The organism is Aquimarina sp. MMG016 (genome assembly GCF_018100805.1).
In the GTDB taxonomy this organism is placed as follows: Bacteria; Bacteroidota; Bacteroidia; order Flavobacteriales; family Flavobacteriaceae; genus Aquimarina.
The window spans coordinates 26,637-49,891 of record NZ_JAGJEA010000002.1 but is presented as its reverse complement, the minus strand read 5'-3'; the positions used below and the strand labels follow the sequence as shown (position 1 = coordinate 49,891).

General features: G+C 32.0%; 24 protein-coding genes. 17 read left to right on the top strand and 7 right to left on the bottom strand.

Annotation, left to right across the window (positions count from 1 at the left end; all coding sequences use genetic code 11):
* From J8M14_RS03375 to J8M14_RS03355, 5 genes are all read left to right on the top strand, one after another.
* Window positions 1–330: a hypothetical protein gene (locus J8M14_RS03375; protein WP_211073077.1), complete on the top strand. Its 330-nt coding sequence runs from the start codon at window positions 1–3 to the stop codon at window positions 328–330.
* 109 nt (window positions 331–439) lie between these two features.
* Window positions 440–775 (top strand): hypothetical protein, encoded by a 336-nt coding sequence (locus J8M14_RS03370; RefSeq protein ID WP_211073075.1) that lies wholly within the window; start codon window positions 440–442, stop codon window positions 773–775.
* A 14-nt stretch (window positions 776–789) separates the two neighbouring features.
* Window positions 790–1,599, top strand: a complete 810-nt coding sequence (locus J8M14_RS03365; RefSeq protein ID WP_211073073.1) for a hypothetical protein — start codon at window positions 790–792, stop codon at window positions 1,597–1,599.
* A gap of 42 nt (window positions 1,600–1,641) precedes the next feature.
* Window positions 1,642–2,301, top strand: coding sequence for an alpha/beta fold hydrolase (locus J8M14_RS03360; protein WP_211073071.1), 660 nt, complete (start codon window positions 1,642–1,644; stop codon window positions 2,299–2,301).
* A 136-nt stretch (window positions 2,302–2,437) separates the two neighbouring features.
* Entirely contained in the window at window positions 2,438–3,268 is an 831-nt protein-coding gene (locus tag J8M14_RS03355) for a M57 family metalloprotease (RefSeq protein ID WP_211073069.1), read from the top strand.
* A gap of 78 nt (window positions 3,269–3,346) precedes the next feature.
* Here the strand turns inward: J8M14_RS03355 and J8M14_RS03350 are convergent, their stop codons facing one another.
* Genes J8M14_RS03350 through J8M14_RS03340 form a run of 3 tightly spaced genes read right to left on the bottom strand, consistent with a single transcriptional unit; the run spans window position 3,347 to window position 5,543 of the window.
* Window positions 3,347–3,760, bottom strand: coding sequence for a hypothetical protein (locus J8M14_RS03350; protein ID WP_211073067.1), 414 nt, complete (start codon window positions 3,758–3,760; stop codon window positions 3,347–3,349).
* Window positions 3,761–3,764: 4 nt separating this feature from the next.
* The gene (locus tag J8M14_RS03345) at window positions 3,765–4,322 is read right to left on the bottom strand and encodes an RNA polymerase sigma factor (protein ID WP_211073065.1); all 558 of its coding nucleotides are present in this window, start codon (window positions 4,320–4,322) and stop codon (window positions 3,765–3,767) included.
* 27 nt (window positions 4,323–4,349) lie between these two features.
* Window positions 4,350–5,543: a hypothetical protein gene (locus tag J8M14_RS03340; protein ID WP_211073063.1), complete on the bottom strand. Its 1,194-nt coding sequence runs from the start codon at window positions 5,541–5,543 to the stop codon at window positions 4,350–4,352.
* A 194-nt stretch (window positions 5,544–5,737) separates the two neighbouring features.
* Between J8M14_RS03340 and J8M14_RS03335 the strand changes: the two genes are divergently transcribed.
* Window positions 5,738–8,278, top strand: coding sequence for a PQQ-dependent sugar dehydrogenase (locus J8M14_RS03335; protein WP_211073062.1), 2,541 nt, complete (start codon window positions 5,738–5,740; stop codon window positions 8,276–8,278).
* Between the two features lie 6 nt (window positions 8,279–8,284).
* Here J8M14_RS03335 and J8M14_RS03330 read toward each other — a convergent pair whose 3' ends face one another.
* On the bottom strand, window positions 8,285–8,875 hold the full coding sequence (locus J8M14_RS03330; protein WP_211073060.1) for a DUF1801 domain-containing protein: 591 nt from the start codon (window positions 8,873–8,875) through the stop codon (window positions 8,285–8,287).
* 252 nt (window positions 8,876–9,127) lie between these two features.
* Window positions 9,128–9,913, bottom strand: a complete 786-nt coding sequence (locus J8M14_RS03325; protein ID WP_211073058.1) for a hypothetical protein — start codon at window positions 9,911–9,913, stop codon at window positions 9,128–9,130.
* A 700-nt stretch (window positions 9,914–10,613) separates the two neighbouring features.
* On the opposite strand from J8M14_RS03325, the gene J8M14_RS03320 reads away from it, so the two are divergent.
* The 10 genes from J8M14_RS03320 (at window position 10,614) to J8M14_RS03275 (ending at window position 18,953) form a co-directional block, all read left to right on the top strand.
* Window positions 10,614–11,531, top strand: coding sequence for a DPP IV N-terminal domain-containing protein (locus tag J8M14_RS03320; RefSeq protein ID WP_211073056.1), 918 nt, complete (start codon window positions 10,614–10,616; stop codon window positions 11,529–11,531).
* A 71-nt stretch (window positions 11,532–11,602) separates the two neighbouring features.
* Window positions 11,603–12,544 carry a PD40 domain-containing protein gene (locus tag J8M14_RS03315; RefSeq protein ID WP_211073054.1) on the top strand — a complete coding sequence of 314 codons (942 nt, stop codon included), beginning with the start codon at window positions 11,603–11,605 and terminating at the stop codon, window positions 12,542–12,544.
* A gap of 62 nt (window positions 12,545–12,606) precedes the next feature.
* Window positions 12,607–12,957: a hypothetical protein gene (locus J8M14_RS03310; RefSeq protein ID WP_211073052.1), complete on the top strand. Its 351-nt coding sequence runs from the start codon at window positions 12,607–12,609 to the stop codon at window positions 12,955–12,957.
* Window positions 12,958–13,053: 96 nt separating this feature from the next.
* Window positions 13,054–13,509 carry a GNAT family N-acetyltransferase gene (locus tag J8M14_RS03305; RefSeq protein ID WP_211073050.1) on the top strand — a complete coding sequence of 152 codons (456 nt, stop codon included), beginning with the start codon at window positions 13,054–13,056 and terminating at the stop codon, window positions 13,507–13,509.
* Window positions 13,510–13,699: 190 nt separating this feature from the next.
* The gene (locus J8M14_RS03300; RefSeq protein ID WP_211073048.1) at window positions 13,700–14,104 is read left to right on the top strand and encodes a lipocalin family protein; all 405 of its coding nucleotides are present in this window, start codon (window positions 13,700–13,702) and stop codon (window positions 14,102–14,104) included.
* 108 nt (window positions 14,105–14,212) lie between these two features.
* Window positions 14,213–15,136: a GyrI-like domain-containing protein gene (locus tag J8M14_RS03295; RefSeq protein WP_211073047.1), complete on the top strand. Its 924-nt coding sequence runs from the start codon at window positions 14,213–14,215 to the stop codon at window positions 15,134–15,136.
* 48 nt (window positions 15,137–15,184) lie between these two features.
* A complete protein-coding gene (locus tag J8M14_RS03290) occupies window positions 15,185–15,712 on the top strand; it encodes a sigma-70 family RNA polymerase sigma factor (protein ID WP_211073045.1) in 528 nt (175 codons plus the stop codon).
* A gap of 74 nt (window positions 15,713–15,786) precedes the next feature.
* Window positions 15,787–16,674 carry a PhzF family phenazine biosynthesis protein gene (locus J8M14_RS03285; protein WP_211073043.1) on the top strand — a complete coding sequence of 296 codons (888 nt, stop codon included), beginning with the start codon at window positions 15,787–15,789 and terminating at the stop codon, window positions 16,672–16,674.
* Window positions 16,675–16,744: 70 nt separating this feature from the next.
* Complete coding sequence (locus tag J8M14_RS03280; protein ID WP_211073042.1) at window positions 16,745–18,070, top strand: cytochrome P450; 1,326 nt, start codon at window positions 16,745–16,747, stop codon at window positions 18,068–18,070.
* Between the two features lie 10 nt (window positions 18,071–18,080).
* Entirely contained in the window at window positions 18,081–18,953 is an 873-nt protein-coding gene (locus J8M14_RS03275; RefSeq protein ID WP_211073041.1) for a hypothetical protein, read from the top strand.
* A gap of 5 nt (window positions 18,954–18,958) precedes the next feature.
* On the opposite strand, the gene J8M14_RS03270 is transcribed toward J8M14_RS03275, so the two are convergent.
* Both J8M14_RS03270 and J8M14_RS03265 read right to left on the bottom strand, forming a co-directional pair.
* On the bottom strand, window positions 18,959–19,498 hold the full coding sequence (locus tag J8M14_RS03270; protein WP_211073040.1) for a DUF1569 domain-containing protein: 540 nt from the start codon (window positions 19,496–19,498) through the stop codon (window positions 18,959–18,961).
* 26 nt (window positions 19,499–19,524) lie between these two features.
* Window positions 19,525–21,909 (bottom strand): TonB-dependent receptor, encoded by a 2,385-nt coding sequence (locus tag J8M14_RS03265; protein ID WP_211073039.1) that lies wholly within the window; start codon window positions 21,907–21,909, stop codon window positions 19,525–19,527.
* Window positions 21,910–22,240: 331 nt separating this feature from the next.
* On the opposite strand from J8M14_RS03265, the gene J8M14_RS03260 reads away from it, so the two are divergent.
* Window positions 22,241–23,254: a histidine kinase gene (locus tag J8M14_RS03260; RefSeq protein WP_211073038.1), complete on the top strand. Its 1,014-nt coding sequence runs from the start codon at window positions 22,241–22,243 to the stop codon at window positions 23,252–23,254.
* Window position 23,255 lies beyond the last annotated feature (1 nt).

Below are 23,255 nucleotides of genomic sequence, written 5' to 3'. Positions count from 1 at the left end.
ATGCAATCAGACTACGCAAAACAAGGAAAAACTGCTGCAATTGTTGCTTACATAACCATAATAGGAACATTAGTTGCTTTTTATATGAACAATGAAAAGAAAAATGCATTTGCTAGTTTTCATATTCGTCAAGCATTAGGTTTATGGATTATGTATTTTTTATTAGGTTCTTTAGTAAGTATTTTTAATTCTTGGAATATTACATATGCTTTTTATATATTCTTATTTACACTTTGGATTTTTGGTTTTGTTACTGCTATACGCGAAGAACAGAAACCTGCACCTCTTGTTGGTCCTTTGTTTCAAAAATGGTTTACGTTTATTAAATAGGCTTTTAAATAGTAATTTTTTAAAACCTATGTAACATTCTTGATGAATGCTCTACATATTATGTATAGTTACATCATACTTAACCAAATCATTAAATTAAACAGCCGTAATGAAATTAGAGTCAAACTATATCAAACAAGGAAAAACTACTGCAATTATTGCTTACATAACTTTTATCGGTACTATCATTGCGTATTTTATGAATAGTGAAAAAAGAAATCAATTTGCTAGCTTTCATATTCGTCAAGCAATTGGTATTTGGGTTTTATTCTTTTTAATGTATACTTTGATCAGTCCTTTTCATTCTTCATCCTTAAATAGTTTTTTTTCTATCTTTAAAATAGTACTAATATTATTCGGCTTATTTAGTGCTATACGAGAAGAACAAGAAATGTTACCCATCTTTGGGCCTCTATTCCAAAAATGGTTTGCATTTATTAAGTAAACACCTATCAAAACATGCTTAAAAAAGTTTTTAAGTTCATTCTAAAGCTTTTACTTTTTATTTTCTTGACCATACTAACCCAAATTGGTGGAATAGTCTATATTGCTGTAGAACTATTGGTGAAAAAACATATAAAACGATATCGTGCTAAAAAAGCAGGAATATTTCTTATTGCATACCTTACCCTTACTTTTTTAGTCGTTCCGTATATCGCACCAATATTTGGCCGAGAAAAGATAGATGATACTAACCTGGTAGAAGCGCATACTTTTTTTACCAAATTAATGAATCGAAATTATATAAGTTCTGAACTTCAGGAATCTTTAAAGGAAATAGCACTAGACTTTCATAAACAAAACCCTAGAATCAAAATCATCTATCTAGATGCTAATTTTCCGTTTATCAATGGTTTTCCTTTACCGCCACATTTAAGTCATAGTGATGGAAAGAAAATAGACATATCATTAATATACAAAAATCAAGAAGGCAATATTACCAACAAAAAACCTTCTTTAAGCGGTTATGGAGTGTATGAAGCACCTATTAAGGGGGAATACAATCAAATTAAAGCTTGTAAACAAAAAGGATACTGGCAATATGATTTTGCAAAGTATATCACTTTCGGAAAAATAAACAAAGACATAAAACTTTCAGAAAAAGCTACAAAAGATTTACTTTTGGCAATTGTAAAACAACAACAGATCGGTAAAGTTTTCATCGAACCTCATCTAAAGAATCGGCTGGGATTGAAAAACTCCAAAATACGATTTCACGGGTGCCAGGCAGTGAGACACGATGATCACATACATTTGCAATTAAAATAAGGCGCGACAAGCGCAGCCTCATATAAACATTAAGTAACCACTATGCAGACCAAAACGTTATCACTACATCATATTATCAAGGAGCCAACCATTAAAAAAGAAAAGACTCCTGCCCTATTTATGTTTCATGGCTATGGTAGTGATGAGAATGATCTATTTTCTTTTGCCTCAGAACTACAAGAAGAGTTGTTTATTATTTCTGTTCGCGCTCCATATCCTATGCAACCCTATGGCAATGCCTGGTACGCTATTTATTTTGATGCTCCACAAGGTAAGTTTAGTGATGATAAGCAAGCAATAGAATCCAGAGATAAGATTGCTAATTTTATTGATGAAGCTGTACAAGCATATGATCTTGATGCTGATAATGTAACATTATTAGGATTCAGCCAGGGAACTATTTTAAGTTATTCGGTTGCACTCTCCTACCCAGAAAAAGTAAAGAATGTTATTGCTTTAAGTGGATATATAAATGAAGATATCCTGAAAGAAGGATATAATAACAATAATTTTGATACTCTTAATATTTATTGTTCTCATGGAAGTGTAGACCAGGTAATTCCCATAGAATGGGCTCGCAAGGCTCCTATAAAACTTTCTGGATTAGGGATACAAACTTCACTAAGCGAATTTCCAGTAGGACATGGTGTTGCGCCTCAGAATTTTTATCAATTTAAGGACTGGTTAAGTAATAAGATCTAATAAAAAGGTAGTCCCGTAACTTTTCAGAAAGAGATTCTTACAAATTTTAAAGTATTCATAATTAAGTATTTACGATTGAAATTATGTGATATTTAAGTTATATTTAAGATACTTACTCTAACTTAAATATATTATTATGAAAAAACTCAATTTGTTTGTGACACTCTCTTTGTTGTTGAGTGTTTTTTTTGTTGCCTGTGAGGAACAAGAGGAAGTAATTCCTACTTTACAAGAAGTACCGGTCGATGTTTTAAAAAAACTTGAATCTTCAGGATTTAATGTAACTGACTGGATACCAATTAAGTTTGAAGACGGTTATATTGTAGAAGGTGATATTTTTCTTTCTTACAAAGATATCATGAGTTCTGATCAACCAGATGACGGTATTACAGTTACTTCAAAACAGTACAGTACCGATAATCTAGTAAGCACTAATGGTAATAGAACTATAACAGTATTTGTTAGCTCTAGGTTTAATAGTGCTACTTCTGCCGGGGTGGATCTAGCTATTCAAAGATACAACGATGAAAATCTGGAAATTAATTTCCAAAGAGTTAATTCTTCTAATGGAGCAGATATAAGAATTACAAGGCTGAACTTTTTCCTTGAATTCTTTGGTGTTCTAGGGTCTGCAGGATTTCCAACCAATGCAGGTGATCCTTTTAATCAAATTTCATTAAATGGTAGATTATCGAGACTTGGTTTTGATACTGGAGGAATTGCTACCATTGTATCTCATGAAATGGGACATTGTATTGGTTTCAGACATACGGATTTCTTTGATAGAAGTATTTCCTGCGGTGGTGCTACTTCTAATGAAGGAGATGGAGGTGTTGGAGCTAACCAAATCCCAGGAACCCCTTCTGGAGCTTCTCTTGCAGATGGTTCTTGGATGTTAGCTTGTTCTGATGGAGGTGATAGACCTTTTAATAACGATGATAAAACGGCTTTAGACTTTTTATATTAATGTTTTTTAGAACATTAGCCTGTTTGACTTTTAACCACCTTGTATTCCTCAAGGTGGTTAAATTATAAATAGTAATACCTACAAATTAAAAACAAGATCTTCTGGATAGTAATCTTTGTCAATAGTAGTTCCGGTTTGTAAAATTTCTTTTGAGTTATTTGGAGTTGAAACTACTTTTGTTTCCTTATTTTGACTCCATAAAAAAGTGCTGATAATTATCACAAATACAGCAGCCACTTGATATGCTGGAATAGGATAATGTAAAACCCTTGTCAAAAAGGATGGTTTTCTTATCATAAAATCCGGTTCCTCTAATTTAGGCTCTAACAAATTATCCTCTTGCCTAAATTCTAATACAGTAGTTTTAAAATCTTTATACAAATCAGCCCCAATAGATTCTTCTACTATTTGCCTCTCTTCAACAGAAAGTTGTTCATAATCCTTTAAAGCTAATAGCTCAAATATTTCCTCAGGTATATTTTCTTTATCCATTACCTTATAATATTAATTCCTTTAAACTTTTCAACGCATAGTAAAGCCTAGACTTCACTGTTCCTTCATTACAATCCAAAACTTGACTAATCTCTTTGATCGTAAGATTATTAGAATATTTTAATACAATAACTTCTCTATGATGATCAGATAGTTGTTTCATCTTTTCTTTCACTTTCAAAGATCTTTCTAGTTTATTGATATTCTCCTCCTCTTTTTCTTCATTGTCAATAGATAAAAAAGCTGAAGCGAATTCTGAATGTTTTTTTCGTATAGAATGACTTCGTATTTCATTCTTCCATCTATTTTTAGCAACAGTAAATATCCATATTTTAAAGTTTTTTGCAGGGTCATACAACTGGGGGGTATTGTATAAATTGATAAATACAAGCTGTGTGACATCTTTTCCTTGTTCGATATCTTGTGTTAACCATCCAATATATTTAGATAAAGAAACAAAATATCTATTATAAATCTGAACAAAGACATCCGGATTTCTTTCTTTAATAAATTGCTCCATTAACTTTTCATCAGAGAGGTCTTTTATTGCATAATGTGGCATTAGGCAGTAACTTAAATTTCTTATGTATTACTTCGTTTTTGTCTCAAACCAACTTAACACCTTATCTTTCTTTCCGCTATCCATAGCAATTTTATTAATCAAAGCATTATAATGATTGTATTTTTCAGTTTGTTTTTGGGATTTGTAATGATCTCTCATATGTATCAAACCAGGTAGATATGTTAGATTCATTTGCCCTTTGACCATTTCATCTTCAGGGTGATACTGAAAACTTTTAAATAAATATTCCATATAATATTTCTCTTCAAAATTCTTTTTAATTACAGCAGTATTATCAAAGCTTTTTTCTGAATATTTTAAAGCATTTCCTACTAAGTACATCTTATTTTCGATATTATGATCCCTAAAAAACTGGATCGATGTTCCAGAAGAAGTATAAACCGGTCTCTCAGATTTTTTCAATACTTGCACAGCTAAATAATCAGCATATTCTAGTGTCCCTGAAAAATCTAATCGTTTTTTAAGATTAGAATTTATATTTATTTTTTGAAAAATGGCTTCTCTATAATTTTTATTATCAGCCAGCAACCATTTATTCACAACTAATACATCTTCTCTTACATTATCACCAAATTGAAGTGCCCATTTAGGCTCTGTATCCATATCTCCGTTAGTAACAATTATCCCATTTTTTTCTACTGATTGTAGCGCATTGTAGTTCCATTTAAGATTGGCATCACTATAAATATTGCTCTGTAATATTTTAAGACCTAGTTCTCTGCATTTTGTTTTATCAAAAAGCTGAATATAATGCACTAATAACCAACCATAAACTTCGCTGCGGTCCGAATCAATAGCATATGCTTTTTTTAAGGATTGAATTGATTGATCCCTTCTTGTGTTAAGTCCTTTTATATAATAGTACTCGAATGAATTACCTATACTATTCTTCGCTTTAGTAATAATTGGAGTCAATGCTTCGTAAAAAGCAGTTTTATCATTAGCCCAAACATCAGGTTTCTGTAATTGCAATTTAGCTCTCTCCGCCTTGTAATAGTTAAGCCAAGCCTCAGCATTTCTTGGGTCCTTACTAATGAGTTGATTCCAAAGTCCTGACTGCTCTTGATAATATGAAACAGGTTTTTCTTCTTTAGCAATACCTTCTATTTTTTGAGGTTTTTGAGGTTTTTGAGCAATTGCAATTGAACACCCTAGGACAATAGTGATAAGACTATTGATATAAACGCTATGAATTCTCATGTTATATGTAATTAATTTAGAAAAATAATCTATGCTTATTAAAAGCATACTTCAATATAAATACACATCCCAAATAAAAAGGTTCAATCTAAAGTTAAAATTATGATAAGATAGAAGCTATACATATAATTAAGATACTATAGAAACACATTTTTCGTTTGAAATATAATACACAAACTCTTAAACCCCAACAAATGAAGACGCTAACCAAAATCTGCATTGTTTTTATTTTTTTGATTTCTTTTATCAATTCTAAAGCTCAGATTACGTATGAAGCTGCATTTCCTAACATAGACTTTGAATTTCCGGTAGAGATACAATCTCCAATGGATGGTACGGATCGAATGTTTATCGTGGAGCAAAGAGGAAGGATCAAAGTATTCCCAAGAAAAAGCGATGTATTTTCTTCAGAAGTAGACACTTTTCTTAATATTACAGATCGAGTACGTTTCAGAAACGGTCAGGAAGTAGGCTTACTAGGGTTAGCCTTTCACCCTGAATTTACCGATAATGGATATTTTTATACGTATTACACAACAGATAGCCCAGTATCCGGTATATCGGTTAGAATGGTATTGTCTAGATTTTCTGCTTCTGCTGCTAATCCAGATCTGGTAGATCCTGATACTGAATTAATTCTTTTTCAATTTGACAAAAATCAAAATAACAGCAATCATAATGGTGGTAAAATTGCCTTTGGCCCTGACGGATACTTGTATATTTCTATAGGAGATGGCGGTGGTGGTAATGATCCACAAGGTAACGGACAAAATAAAAATACAGCGTTTGGTAGTATTCTGCGTATTGATGTAGATCTGGATGGTAGTAACCCTGTAGAAACTAACCCAATTCTACCTAATGGTAATTATGAAATCCCTAGTGACAATCCTTTAGTAGGGACTACAGGATTAGATGAAATTTTTGTATATGGAATTAGAAATACCTGGAAATTTTCTTTTGATGAAGTTACTGGAAGAATATGGGGTGCTGATGTAGGACAAAACGCATTTGAAGAAGTAAATATTATCGAAAAGGGGAAGAATTATGGTTGGAGCAGGTTCGAAGCCAATGCTGTAGCTAATAGTGATGTCACTATTACTGAAACTACCGTTTTTCCTGTATATTTCTATAATCGTAACCAAGGAGATCGTTCTATCACGGGAGGTTATGTATATCGTGGTACGCAGATTACGAGTCTAAACCCTGATATCAGTTCTAAATACATATTTGGTGACTATGTGAGCGGTAGAGTCTGGGCATTAGATTATAATCCTACAACCGGAGATTCCAATAGCACTTTACTCTTTAATACTTCTGGAGAATTTGTTTCTTCTTTTGGAGTAGATAAAGATGGTGAACTATACTTTAGCGACTACGGAAGTAATGCAGAGATATACAAATTAGTAGATGGTACTAATGCTCCCTCAGGAACTACTGTAAATGGAATAGGGCAATGGAACACACTAAATCAAGGAGTTACAAATGGTATAGTACAGGCAATTGCTGCAAACACTAATGGCGATGTTTATCACGGTGGTACATTTAATCAAGTCGGAAACATCACGGCAAATAATATAGCGGTTTGGAACGAATCTTCAGGATGGCGTGCATTAGGGAGTGGTTCTAATGGCACTATCAATGCTATAGAAATTGCCGCCAATGGTAACGTCTATGCCGGCGGTTCTTTTTCAGAAATTGGAGGTATAACTGCTAATAATATAGCGGTATGGAATGGTGTTTCCTGGGCAGCATTAGGACCTGGAGTAGATGGCCCAGTAGCAGCATTAGAAATTGATACTGGTGGTAATTTATATGTCGGTGGTGTTTTTGAAACCGTAAACGGAAACACTGTAAGAAACATTGCAGTATGGAATGGTGCTACCTGGTCTGCGCTAACAGATGCCACTAATGCCGTATCCGGTACCAATAATGAAATACGATCTCTGGCATTAGACGATAATGGAACGTTATATGTGGGTGGAAATTTTGACGAAGCGGGAGACAATACAGCCAATAGAATTGCAACCTGGAATGGGACTAATTGGGGAACGTTAGGTTCAGGAACAAGCGGTTTTGTAGAAGCGATTGCAGTGACACCGACAGAAGTTTTTATTGGAGGTAATTTTGCAATTGCAGGAGGGCAAACCGTAAATCGTATTGCTCGATGGAACAAAAACACCTCTAGTTGGTCAACTCTGGATAACGGCGTTAATAATATTGTGAATACATTAATCCACGATGGAACCAATTTATATGTTGGAGGAGCTTTTGATACTGCCAATATTGATAATAGTAATCGCATTATTGTTAATAATATTGCAAAATGGAGTGAAATCAATGGCTGGGAAGCCATGGGCACAAATACAAACGTAGGTGTTGATATCAAAGTTAATAGTGTAAGCTTTGCAACTGATGTTGATGGATCGGATAAAATATTTGTTGGAGGTAATTTCTCAAGAGCTGGGAATACCGACGCTAATAACACGGCGCGATGGCTCTCAGAAAATATACTAAGCATTCCTGATAATCCTAATCAATCAATAGTTTACCTCTACCCCAACCCAACTACTGGAATCGTGCAATTGCCAAAAGAAAATGATTGGACCTTGGCTGATAATTCAGGTAAAATTATTGATAAAGGAAGAAGTACTACACTTGATATATCCAAATATTCAGTTGGTCTATATTTTTTGAAAATAAAAAATGGTAACACACTAAAGATTATTAAGGAATAGATAGTTTTAACGATACTTATCGTTAAGACCTATACCTTCCAATATCATTGGAACACTTTTTTCTAATCTTGATAAACGCGTAGCTTCTCGTTTTGCCATAGCAATATATTCAATGTATTCTTTTTGTTTAAAGGGTGTAAGCTCTTCAAATGATTTCTTAAGATCAGAATTCTCCTCTAAAGCATTTGCTAATTCTACTGGTATGTCAATAGGTTTAGACTTCTCAGGTTTGATTTCCTTTCCTTCTTTTTGATTTTGTATAGCTTCCTTAACATATTGAAGTACCAGGTTTTCATCTATTTCATGAACCGAGTTAAACCTCCATTGTCGAAGTCCTTTAGTTTTTCCTTCCTGAGCATTAATCATTTTTTTTTCTGTATCCTTCAGGAATACACCATTATAGAACCAAATTCCTACGTATGATTTAAAAGCTCCTATACCGACTACATTTTTACCATTCACAGTGTAAGCTGGTATTCCCCATTTTACAGTTTCTACCAGTTCTGTAGAGAGCATTATAGATCTCAGCTTCTCCAGGGCATCCTTCCATTCTGATTTCTTACTGATAAATTCTTCAACAGATTTATTTCTTTCCATGATTTAGATGACATTTAGTATACTGCAATGTAATAAAAGGAAAATTACCTGTTAAAAGACTATAAACTTAAGTTTTACACCTCTTACATTTAGATATTTTTCAAATAAAACACCTTACTATTATCAACTTATTTCGGTGTAGAAGGATGTTTTTTCACTTGATTCACCTAAAACCGAATAACTTTTATATAAAGAAAAAGCAACTGTTTAGCTGCTTTTACAAAAAATAATTTTTTTATGTCCACCAATTATTTATCCGGCAGGACTATACCGTTTAAATAACGGAACAAGTTTCTCTTCTACTATTCTATTAAAGGACTTCTTGATATCATCTTTAGTTTTTCTTCTTACCACTGCTATAAGATTGATAGCGTTTATAGGAATAACTGTTAACATTCCCCTATTACATTCTTCATTCTTGATTTTTGAAGAGAAAAAGTTTGCATATATATTATCATTTTTCACATCAGAAAATTCTCGCTTTGTTTCTTCTATTTCAGGAAGCGAAAACGAAATTTCTATCACGTCTTTTTTTACCTCATTCATATGAAATAAATCGATGATCTTATTTTTTGTATCTATTAGACTCTTACCGCTTCTTCGGGTAGGCTTTGGGTATACATACCGCCAGTATTTACAAGCAGCGACATAAACAATCGGATTCATAGTTACACTAACCATAAACACTTTTTTAGACAAGTTTCTAAACTTGGTCTTAATCATAGTGTTCATTATAATACTCTTAGGAAAATATGCTCCATTATCCCTAGCCTCTTTAATTACTCCAATCCCCGGACGAACATAGATGTTTTTTTTATTCTCAGGGTCATTACAATACATAAAATAAGCAAGTCCAATATCCTTAGCATCTTTTTTCATAATATAGATATCCATCTTCTCTAACTTTAAAAACATTTTTCTAAAATTAGTAATGGAAACCTGATCACTTATGGCTGCCTTAAATAAATTGTATAATCGAGTCTCGAAAGATGAATTTTCCCGAATTTCTCGGATAAGATGATGTTCTACTTTTGTCATATTTTGGGTTTTGTTGAAAGAAGTAAGTATCCTACATATGTTAATTATTTTTTCCTACAAACTAAAACCAATTTAGATTTTTTTTTACACCCATAAAACTGAAACTAGAATCTTTAACACTTATTGATGATTTCTTAATCAAAAAAACGTCTTAAGACCTAATTTTATTGATTTTTTACGGTTTTACCATAATTAACATGCGTTACTATTACAGCAAAAAAAATGCGATCCAAAAATTCAAAAAACAAAAAGAATAAGCATTTATTTTTTCCTACAAAAAAAGTTAAATTTTAACAAATAAATTGGTCATTTTTAACTAAACCTGATGTATAAGCGATTGTGAAGTTTATGAAAAGATATATTTATTTGACTGTCTGATTTTTACAATATCAATTATCTCTGTTTTACAATAAAATACACCAACTTTAAAAACAAAACATATAACACTTAAAAATTTAGGAAATGGTATTTGGAGACTGTTTTACAGAAACGTACTTTTATGATACATAAACAAAGGAACAGATAACTATCAATTAGGTTAGAAGCTAATTTAGTGTAAAGGCTAATAATCTTTAACTTTTGTAAGCCCTTATCTTAATGCACATTCGCTCGTCTTGAATAAAATCTAAAATATTAATAACCTTTATTCGTCGGTTATGATATCTTATCAGATCCTTTTTAAGTATAAAAAAAGAAAGCCATGAAAAAAATAATTCGTGTATTTACCATTAGTTATGTACTACTGCTTTTGTCGTGTAATTCAAATTCTAAGCAAAAGAACATCCAGAATAGTGATATTAATACTGATAGAAAAACGAATTATAGAGACTACTTCCCAAGTTGGTCACCTAAATTGGATGAGATTGTATATTTGACAAATAGAGATGGGAGTAACGAAATATACACTCTGAATATTAAATCTTTTATCAAAAAAAGATTAACAAAAAACAACATAAAAGAAGGAAGACCCGTATGCTCCCCGGACGGAAAATGGATTGCTTTTTATTCTGAAGAGATGACGGATAGAGAGTTATTTATAATGGATTATCAAGGTCAAAATAAAAAACGAATAACCTATTCAGAAGGAAAAGATGAAGCATTAAATTGGTCGCCCGATAGCAAAGAGTTAATTTATTATTCTGAACGAGATGGAAATGGGGAAATTTATATAAAAAATTTAGAAACTGACAGTTTAACAAGAATTACTAACCATCCAGCTAGAGATAGATGGCCTTCATATTCGCCTGATAAGCAATACATCGTATTCAATTCAGACCGAGATTCAATTCATAAAAATGATTTATATATTTATTCGCTTGAATCTGAATCTGTAACACGTATCACTGAGAACGATAGAGATAATTATAATCCAGAGTGGTCACCAAGTGGAGATAAAATTGTCTACACATCTGTTAAAAGAGAAGAGAGCTTAGTTACTATAATAAATACTAAAGGGCAGGTCATTAACACCATAACAAAAGATGGAAATCAAGAATTAGAACCAAAATGGAGCCCCGATGGAAAGAAATTGGTATTTGTAGCAATTATAGATGGTAACTGGGAGGTTTTTATTCACGATTTAGAAAAAAATCAAAGAATTAGATTGACTAATGAGTAGCATAAATAGCACTCTCTTTGATATATAAATAACAATATCTCAGGATTCGATAATATTAAACTTTGTAACACATGAAAGGGGCAAAATTTACAATGATATTATTTACACTAATTAGTCAAGGTATGCTATTAGTTTTGATTAGCTGTAAAGACGATTCGAAACAATTAAAACCACAGGTTTTTGAACCGGGAAATATATCAACCACTTCAGTAGAATATGCTACAACATTTTCTATTGATGACTCTGAAGTTTATTTTGCCAAAAGCAATAATAAATGGGGAACAAGTAACATGAAAAGTTCTATATATTATTCGGTTAAGGAAAATGGAGAATGGTCTACACCCAAACTGGCTTCATTTTCAGGTAAATATGATGATAGTGGTCCTCATATAAGTAATAATGGAAAAACTTTGTATTTTATTTCTAAAAGACCATCAAAGGAAGTTACACCAATTTCAAAAGATATCTGGAAAGTAGAAAAAGACAAAAATGGTACTTGGGGGGTTCCGATAAGGTTAAATGATGCTATTAATTCTGAAAAAGATGAGTATAGCCCGTGTACGGATAAATATGGTAATTTATACTTTGCATCCAATCGGTTAGGTGGATATGGTCAAGGTGATTTATATATAGCAAAAAAGGAAAAAGACACTTTTTCTTCACCAATTAATTTAGGAAATACAATTAACTCAGATAAAGGTGAATGGAATTTAGAAGTAAACAATGATGGTAATATAATTATTTTTGAGTCATCCGGAAGAGAGCAGAACCTTTCTTCATATGGAGATTTGTATATAAGCTTTAAAATCAACGACCAATGGTCAATTCCTCAAAATATTAAAGAAATAAATACAACTGGTAGCGACCTTTATGCTGAATTAATTGAAGATGATAGATTACTGTATTACACCAGTAGTGATAGTCTAAAAAGTACTCATACAAATATATATTCTATTGAATTTGCAGCACTCAATAAAAAATATCGAAAAAATGCTGTTTTATCAAAACAATAAAAAAGTAAAACGGTTGTCTGAATGACCAAATAATTAATCTTTTAATAAATAAAATTACTAAAATGAAAAAACTCCTAATCCTATTATGTATTACACTTGCTACCCAATATGACCTGCTTGCTCAGATTGAATTTGAATTAGAACCCTCCCAAAGTATGTCTATTACAGGAAAAGGACCTGGCCAAGATGCCGCCGAAAACCCTTTTTCAGGATCTAATTGTTATGCAATTATTGAAAATGCCGGAAAGAATGAATTTACTATAAGAATTCAAGAAGAAGGAGAAATTATAGAGACGATTTCTATTGAAAAAGGGGTAATAAAAAAGGTAAAACTATTGAAAGGATATGAACTATATTTAGATAGCAAATTGAAAGGAAAAGCTAAAATCGAATTCCAAAAAATGAAGGAATAAGGCGTACATCTATAAAGTATATAAGGTATTACCTGGGGTATGTATCATATACAAACTGCTAGTGAGCTTTAGATTAAAAAAAAACTTGAATTGGAAATGATATTTAGAAAAGCAACCGAAAATGATGTTCCTATAATTATAGAAATGATTGCCGATGATGAACTTGGTAAAAAAAGGGAAAACTTTCAAAAGCCCTTACCGAATGAATATATAAAAGCATTTGAAAAAATAAACTCAGACGAAAACCAAGAACTGATTGTGGTCGAAAATAAAAACTCTGAAATAGTTGGAACCTTACAGTTATCATTTATCCAGTATTTAACGTATAGAGGAGGAATAAGAGCACAAATCGAGGCAGTAAGAATTAGAAAAGATAAAAGAGGGCTTGGCATTGGAAAAACAATGTTTGAGTGGGCAATCAATAGAGCCAAAGAGCGAAAAGCACATTTACTTCAATTAACAACTGACAAAAAAAGAATAAAGTCTATCAAGTTCTATGAAAATTTAGGGTTCACAATGTCGCACGAAGGAATGAAAATGCATTTTAAATAAAAGATATAATCTCAAATTAACTAAAGACTCATGATATTAATAGTATAGTATTGGAAATGAAAATTATATTGTGCTTTAAAAATTGAATATTAACGATGGTGATATTTTATCCTAATAAAAGGTCTAGAGTTACGCAACTAAACAATGGTTCTTACATCTATTATACAACAGCTTTTTAAAATAACCCATCATGAAAAAATTCTCTATACTCCTTATAATCATTGGATTTTTCACATCATGTTCTAATGATAATAATAACAATTCAGAAACCGTAGTGCTCATAGGAAAATGGAAGTTGATTGAACAATTAGCTGATCCCGGAGATGGTAGCGGAACTTTTCACAGTATTGATAGCCAAAAAATATTGGAGTTCAAAACCAATGGAACTATCCTAAGTGAAAATGGATCTCTATGTAACCCATATTCTGAGCAGCAAATAACCTCAGGAAATTATTCCTTAAGCGAGTCTAGAATTACAACAAATTGTCAAGATCCAAATATTGCATTTATAAGTTTTGAGATTATTGATAGTTTTTTGATTCTTAATTTTGCTTCAAATGAAGGGTTTTCTCAGAAATTCATAAAAATTCAATAGAAATATACCAACAACACTCTGTAATAAGTTTTTTTTAATAACTACAGTAATATTTTTCTCATATATAACGAATATATTTGTTAGGAAACAGACCGTAGAAAATAAAGAATGTCGACTTCAGTTAACCGGATAAACAAAGATTATATCAACAGGATTAATAAAGCTTTGGTATACATAGATAATCACCTGGATACTGAACTATCATTAGAAACCATTTCTGGTATTGCTCATTACTCGCCATATCACTTTCATAGAATTTTTAAGGCCGTTATTGACGAAACATTAAATAACTATATTACTCGTAAACGAATTGAAAAATGTGCTTCGGTTTTGATGCATAAAGAAGAGGTAAGTATTACAGAACTTTCACTACAATATGGTTTTAACAGCAACTCTTCTTTTACAAGAGCTTTTAAAAGATTTTATAAGGTTAGCCCATCTGAATTCAGAAAACTTAACCCAGGTAAATTTAGCAAGATTGGTATAATTGATAGCAAGAATGGACAAGAAGATTTAATCTTTGAGAAATACATTTGCAACATTAATAATCACCTAAAATGGATTAAAATGAATGCAAAAATTGAAATCAAAGAAACACCTAATTTTAATTTGGCGAGTATTACGCACATTGGCGTAAACGGTGTTGAAAACACATTCGAAAAATTACTCAAATGGACCAGGCCAAAAGGACTGTTAGAAAACCCAAAAGCAAAAATGGCTAGAGTTTTTCATGATAGTTTTAAGGTAACAGCTCCTGATAAAGTACGCATGAGTATTTGTTTACTTACTGATGAATCTTTTAAAACTGAAGGAGAAATTGATAATCTTACCATAGAAAAAGGAAGATGCATCGTTGGACGTTATGAAATAACACCAAACGATTTCGAAAAATCTTGGAGTAGCCTTTTTGTCTGGATGAATGAAAATGGTTACCAAAAAGCAGCGCAAAATCCTTTTGAAATATATCATAATGATTTTCGGGACCATCCAGAAAACAAATTCATAGTTGATTTGCATATTCCGATAGCGTAAAAATGCTTATCTTATACAAAGCAATCGAGTTATCAAAAGTCTGTACTGATGAAAAATAAAATTGAGGAGATATGGATAGATTTGAATGAAGAACTTTACAGGTTTATAAATGGCAAAATCAGAGATGAGCAAATTACTAAGGATATTCTTCAAGAGGTTTTCTTAAAAATAAATGTAAAAATTGATCAGCTCAAAGATACTTCTAAACTTACATCTTGGGTATATCAAATCACTCGAAATACAATATTTGATTATTTCAGGAAACAGAACAAAAAAACTATAGCCATAGAACATTACGATATTCCGGAAAACGAAAATGAAGATTTTCAATACCAAAAACTAAGTAATTGTATTAATCAAAAAATTGACAACCTGTCTTTGAATCATAAAGAGGCTATAATTCTTACTGCTTTTAAAAGCTATTCTCAAAAAGAATTAGCTACGTATTTAAACATCTCATATTCTGGTGCAAAATCCCGAGTTCAGAAGGCTCGGGATGTTTTAAAAAAAGAAATCCTGAACTGTTCTAATGTTCTACATGATAAAACCGGTAAATTAATAGACTTTGATAATTAAAGATTATTATTTTTTATCTACGTCTTTTTCTAATTTCTAACGTCCATTAATTATAACATATAAAATGTATAAAAATGGATACAACGGAAAAAATCAAAGTACAGATTCTTAATGCTTTTACAGATCATAACAAAGGAGGAAATCCGGCAGGTGTAGTACTGGATGCTGATCATTTATCAAACAAACATAAATTAGAAATCGCCTCAAAAGTAGGTTTATCAGAAACAGCATTTGTTTCAACATCTAAAATTGCAGATTTCAAATTAGACTTTTTTACTCCTAATAGGCAAATTGCTCATTGCGGACATGCTACTATAGCCACGTTTTCATACCTAAAACAACTTGGAGTTGTAAAAAACAAACATTCATCAAAAGAAACTATAGATGGTATTAGAAACATAAAACTCACTGGAGATATGGCTTTTATGGAACAGACATCTCCCCAATATATTGATGTTAATCACAGAAAAGATCAAATTCTAGATTCACTTGGAATAAAAAATTCAGAACTTCTCCCGAACACTAGTATACAATTGGTCAATACAGGTAACTCCTTTCTATTAATTCCGGTTAAAAGCTCTGAGGTGTTAAAAAACATTGTACCTGACTACGAATTAATTACCAAAATAAGTAATGAATTTGATCTCATCGGTTTTTATCCTTTTACTACAGAGGTTAATAATCCTGAAAGAGATGCCAGCACAAGAATGTTTGGCCCTCGATACAATATTCCTGAAGAAGCTGGAACCGGGATGGCTGCAGGACCGCTTGCCTGCTATCTTTATGAAAAACTAAACATAAAAAAAGACAGGTTCTTAATACAGCAAGGAGAGTATATGAAAGAACCTTCTACTAGTCTAATAATTGTTGACCTAAAAATTGAGAACAACAAAATCCAAAGTTTAATGGCCGGAGGAAAGGGTTCCTTACAAAATCAAACTGAAATTGAAATAAGAGTCTAAAAACAAATTATAATTCTATATAATTTACTAGTTTTAATAGCTGTAGTACACCAATCACAAACTCACTATTATGAAAGATTCTGAACTAACTGAAGTTCCAGGAAATAAACCTTCCATTCTTCCTTGGGGAGAAGCTATACCTTTTTTTAGAAACTATTACGAATTCAAAAGAAAAAAGGTTGAAAAATACGGTGAAATTTATAAAATCCAAATCCTAAATAAGCAAATTTCTGTACTGCTTCATAAAGATGCTGCCAATTTCCTATTCGTCAAGCAAGGTAAAAACTTTAGTAGTAAAGAAGCCTGGGAATTGACCTTAAAAGGTTTATTCCCTAATGGCTTAATGCTTATGGATGGAGATCAACATAAACATCATCGTTCTATTATATCAGAAGCTTTTAAGAAAGCACCCATGGAAGGGTATCTGACCATGATGAAAGATATTGTCCCCACATATCTTAACCAATGGAATGAGACCAATCCAAAGCTTTTTCCATTACTAAAAGCATTTACCCTGGAAATTGCTTTAAATGTTTTCTTCGGAATTGATAAAGATCAAAAGTTTACAAAAATTAATCAAGCAATTAGTGATATTGTAGAAGCAAGCTCTGCCCTACCCATCAAATTGCCTTTTACTAAGTATAACAAAGGAATAAAAGCAAGAAAATATTTAATCAAATTTTTTAAAGAAATATTACCTCAAAGAAAAAACAATCCACAAAAAGACCTTTTTAGTATACTGGCAACTGCCAAGAATGAAGAAGGGCAATCCTTTAATGATGAACAAATTATTGATCACCTTATTTTCATACTTATGGCAGCGCACGATACCACTGCCAGTACACAAACAAGTTTTTGTTATTTCTTGGCTAAACATCCTGAATGGCAAGATAAATTACGTGCAGAAGCCAAAACTTTTTATAGTGAACACGGTACTGATTTCAAGGTCAGAGATTTAAGGAAATTAGAACTTATGAGTCTTGCCCTAAAAGAAACCTTAAGAAGATTTCCGCCACTAGTTTTGGCAGGTAGAGTTGCTACGACAGATTTAGAATTTAATGGGTACGCTATTCCCAAGGGCACTCATGCCTCAACAAGTTTTGAACATAATCATCATAACCCTGAGATATGGTCTTGCCCAATGAGTTTTGATCCGGAACGTTTTTCTAAAGAGCGAAGCGAGCATACCAAATGCCCTTATACCTACACTCCGTTTGGAGCAGGTTCACATCACTGTATTGGTTTTGCTTTTGCAGAAATGCAAATAAAATATGTAATCAGTCAATTACTACTAACTCATGAATGGTCAGTTCCCGAAGGTTATGAAATACCAATGAAGCCTGTACCTATGCAAGTACCAAAAGATGGATTACCCGTAAAAATGAAAAAAATATAGTCGTAATCATATGAAGAGGTTTGATAGAAAATATTATCTGCTGAATTATGTGTTTATAACTGGTTTGGTTATTCTATTCATAAATGATCATTTTCTAAAACACTATTTTTCTAATTGGGTAACCGGTAAGCTCTCTGATTTTATAGGTATACTTATTCTTCCTTTTTTGTTGACATTTATATTTCCCAAATTTTTAAGATGGAATATAATCTTTACTGGGGTGTTCTTTATATTTTGGAAATCACCTTATTCTCAAGAACTTATAAACTTTTATAACACATTTGCCATTATTAAAATCAGTAGAGTTATAGATTATACAGACCTCATAGCTTTATTAACACTTCCTCTTTCTTATAGTATACTATACAAGCTAGATCACTTGCCACGAATACAACTTAAACAAGTGATTATTAATCCTGTTTTTATTTTAATTCCTTCGATATTTATTTTAATGGCTACTTCGCCTCCACTTAAGTATTATTATACTTTTTCTAACGGTAATCTAAGATGTCATAAATGTTCTATACATATTAAAAAAAGTAAAGATCAAATACTTAAAGAATTAAAAGAAAATAACATTAAGGTTTATCCGGACACAAATCCATTAGGAGATAGCATTTCTACAAATCATTGGTACAGTCCAGACTCAATAAAAGATCAAAAATCGCCTTATTACCGTGTTGATGTTATTACTATTGATCAGGATACTATTAGAGATTTTCAATTTTCTATGGTGTCAATTAATGAGAATAAAACCAAGATTTATATAAATGGCATGAACATCTCAGAAGACATCCCGGATAATAAGGTAAAGCGAAAACTCAGAAAATATTATAGAAAAGCTATTAAAAGATATCTAAAACATAACCTTTCTATACAATAAAAAACTTATTCTTTCAAAATATCTCGAACTATCTTAAGATGATGACGAGTATGTATTTTGATAAATTTCTTTGCCTGTTGCTTATTTAATTGATTAAAAACTGGATGATTAAAATTGGATTTGTCATCTAAGCTATCTAGTGCTACCAATTTATCTCTTGCCAATGATAATTGTGCCACAATATCTTCCGTTTTAATAGTATCCGGTGGTAATACATATTTGGGAGATTGTGCTCTACCTCTAGGAATAAAACCGAATGTAAAAGAAAAAAAACGTGCAATATTAAACTTCCTTTTATATGCAGTAGGATCTGAATTTTGTAAAGAATCAGATATTCCATTAATCACTTTTAGACTATGATCTAAATGCCAGGCTACTGCAACTTTGGACACTTCTTTATTAATACTATCGCTATGGACTAGATAGTGCTCAATTTTATTTAATTCGCTTGTCATATCATCATTTTTTAAACTCTGCCCAGAAACTTGAATAACTACCAAAATAATCAAGCTTAAGATAAGAACAAATACTACTATCTTTTTCATATCATTTATTCTAAATATTTATTGTATTAAAACTGAAATCTATACCCAAAATCCGGGAAGAAACCAATCTGATTAACCTCATCAACACTATTGGTTAATCGATTATACCGTCTTACAAATACATTATCATTATTACTTACATTCTGTAGATCAACATAGAATTGATGTGAAGTTTTTTTAGTTCTACTGTTGATTTTATATCCAAACTTAACATCCCATCTAAAATAATCGTCAATTTGTTGACTAAAGGCAATGTCCTCCTGCAATACTTCAAAACCCGCTTGTTGAGAAGCATTTAAATCAACTGGAGTAAAATATCTTCCTCCGGATAAAGTAAGTCGGGTATCAAAAAACAATACATCCTTATTACCTTTTCCTATTAAAAATTCTTTTCCAGCCAAAAGATTCAAGACATACCCATTATTGAAAGGAGTATTACGTTCGATATTATCACTTCCTTCATATTTACTTTCAAAGAAAGAAGTCGTTAATAACCCATAATATCCATCAGTAAAGAATTTCTCCAGAGTAAACTCAATACCTTGATTAAAACCTACTCCTTCATTAACCAAAGACACTCTATCATTATCAAACCCAAAATCAGCTCCCTCGGTTAATGATGAATAACTCGATGGAAAAGCCTCTACAGCTGCATCCTTAATATCCTGATAATATACTTCGATTTTACCACGCCAACTGTTACTTATCCTAACATCGTATCCTAATACATAATGACTACTCTGTACAAAGTCCAAATTTCTATTCGTTTGTATTATCTCTCCATTTACATTTTCATTCAAGAATAATAATGGTAGCGGTACTGGCTGATAATGCAATCCATACCCTATACTAAGATTATGATTTTTAGCTATTTTATAAGTTGCCCCTGCTCTGGGTTCGAATACAAATTGCTTATTAAGCGTGCTATATTGACTATGTAATCCTGCATTTATAGTTAAGTTTTTGGTAAACCGAAATTGTCCTTGAATAAAAGGTTGAATAATAGTAAGATCATCATCAATATCTCTAAAAGTAGTAAGGTCAGGATCTCCATCCAGATTCAGATCTGGTTGTTCAGTGCGATCACGCAGTAATGATTCTATTGTAAAATTTTCTACTAGTACACCAGCTCTCAAAGTGCTTCTACTGCTCAATTTTGAATTAAAAAGTGTAGAGAATGACAACCGAGTTTCTGTATTATCCGCTTCCGTATATGAAATGATCCGCTCTTGTGGAGTATCTTTATCAATAAAACGGTCGGCATTAAACTCATTGGTATTTGTAGCGCCCGAAAGTATTGTTCTTAAGTAGGAACTTTTTCCAATATTAACCTGATGCTTTAGACCTACAACCCCAAAACCAGAATCTACAAAAGTGTTTTCATCTTCAGCAGCAAATAAATCATCTTCATCAATATCATCTCCAAGGAATTCAATATCAGAAAACCCAATAATTCCAAACAAAGATAGGTTCCCAAGTTTACCTTTTCCAAAATCAACATTAAAAGAAATATCAGAATAGTTAGGGGCAGCCGATGTTCCTCCTGCTCCAACACCCAATAATCCAACCAAAGAATATCGTCCGGCTATTAGAAACGATCCTTTGTTCTTTCCTAATGGGCCTTCTGCCATAGCTTCTATTCCAGTAAAAATACCAACCTGAGCAGTATATTCATAATCATCTAAATTTCCTTTTCTAAAACCAAGATCGAATACTCCCCCAATGGCGTTTCCGTACTCGGCAGGAAAAGCTGAAGTAATGAAGTCTGAGTTCTTTAACATATTTGGATTTAAAGCCGAAACAGGGCCTCCTGTAGTTCCTAATGTAGAAAAATGATTCGGACTAGGGATTGGAACTCCTTCCAGGCGCCAAAGTAGTCCCGTAGGCGAGTTTCCACGAACCACAATATCATTACGACTATCATCAGGAGCGGATACTCCCGCAAAATTAGCCGCAAGACGCCCCACATCACTTCTTCCACCAGAAAAACGTGTTACTTCTTCTACTCCAAACTGTCTGGCAGAAACTGATGCCAATTTGTTAATAGCTTTAGCTTTGGCGTTACCATTAGTGATCACTACTTCATCCAATTGATCAAAAGACTCCACAAGACTTATATTAGTCACTGCATCTTTCCCTGAAGTTACCACAATATTAGGTAGTGTAATAGATTCAAAACCAATAAAACTTACTCTGATACTCTGACGCCCTAATGGTACATTTTCTAATGTGAAATAACCATCTATATCGGTAACAGAACCAATTGCTTGTTCTACATTTAACAATTCTACTGTAGCTCCGACCAAAGGAGTTTCGGACTGTTTATCTTTAACAAGTCCTTTTATAACACCGGTCTGAGCATTAGAAATAAACACGCAAAAAAGTAATAATAATAAAAAAACCTTTTTCATAAGTCTATGATTTTATGATTTAAATCAAAGATGATTGGTTTATTTAAAGATTAAAACCCTATCTCTCTGAATTGATAATTTTATTACTGAAGTGTTATTTTTTCTTTTTAAGATCTTCTACCTTTTATTGAAATTTAGTTTTTCGGATCAAGTATATATAACAACAATTCAACAACTAATTTAACAATTGAATCCCTAATAAAAGTAACATTGCTTCTATGTTATGTATCTTTATAAGCATTAATCATATGCAGCATTACTAGTGATATCTAAGAATTACATAAAAAAATTTATTATTCGCTTTATGATAGTAAATCTGGTTTACTTTTTTGTGAAGCTGACTATAAATCATGATAAAGACGATTCTGGAATATTTGATCCTCCCGGAATATTTTATTATGTAAGTGCTTTTTTTCTATTGATGCTAGCCTGGGAAATTAATGATTGGTTGATAAGAAGGGAACTACATAATGATACCAATAAAAGTCTGGACATATCTAATGGTTTTAAGATATTAGGGCTCAATCTACTTATTGTACTTCCTATTTCTGGATTGGTATATTACACTGCAATCTTCGAATTAGATCAGATTTGTCAAATTGATACGGATGATCCTTGGTTAAGGTTTAGAATAGATTTTTTTAGAGCGGCAGTATTAGGCTTTGCAGCTATAGTATTCAACATGTTTTATTTTGCACTACAACAAAAAAAGGAACTAGAAAATACGATGAATAAACTCAAAAAAGAAGTGGTAACCTCTAAATACAAATCTTTAAAAAACCAGATTAGTCCACATTTTCTTTTTAATAGTTTAAACACTTTGACATCCCTGATGTATGAAGATAGAGATCTGGCCTCGGATTTTGTATCAAGACTAGCTTCTTGTTATCGATATATTTTGGATAATAGAGAAGAAGATTTAGTAAGTTTGGAAAAAGAACTTAGTTTTTTGGATTCCTTCATTTTTATGATGAATGTACGTCACGAAGGAGCATTAAGTATTACTACCAGTATCACTGTTGACCCTTCTGCTTATATCATTCCTACCTTAACACTACAAATGCTTGTAGAAAATGCACTGAAACATAATTATTATTCAAAAGAAAAACCTTTGGAGATAAGTATTGTTTCTATTAATAAACATCATATACTTATAAAAAATAATCTTCATGTTAGAAAGCAAAAAGAAGAATCTACAAAACTAGGACTCAAAAACATACAAAAACGGTATGCTTTTTACACCAATCAAAAAGTACTCATTGAAACCGAAGACGGTTATTTCAAAGTTACTATACCACTATTGAACAAAAACATTAAAGAGGTTGCTATTGTAAAAGTTTCATAAA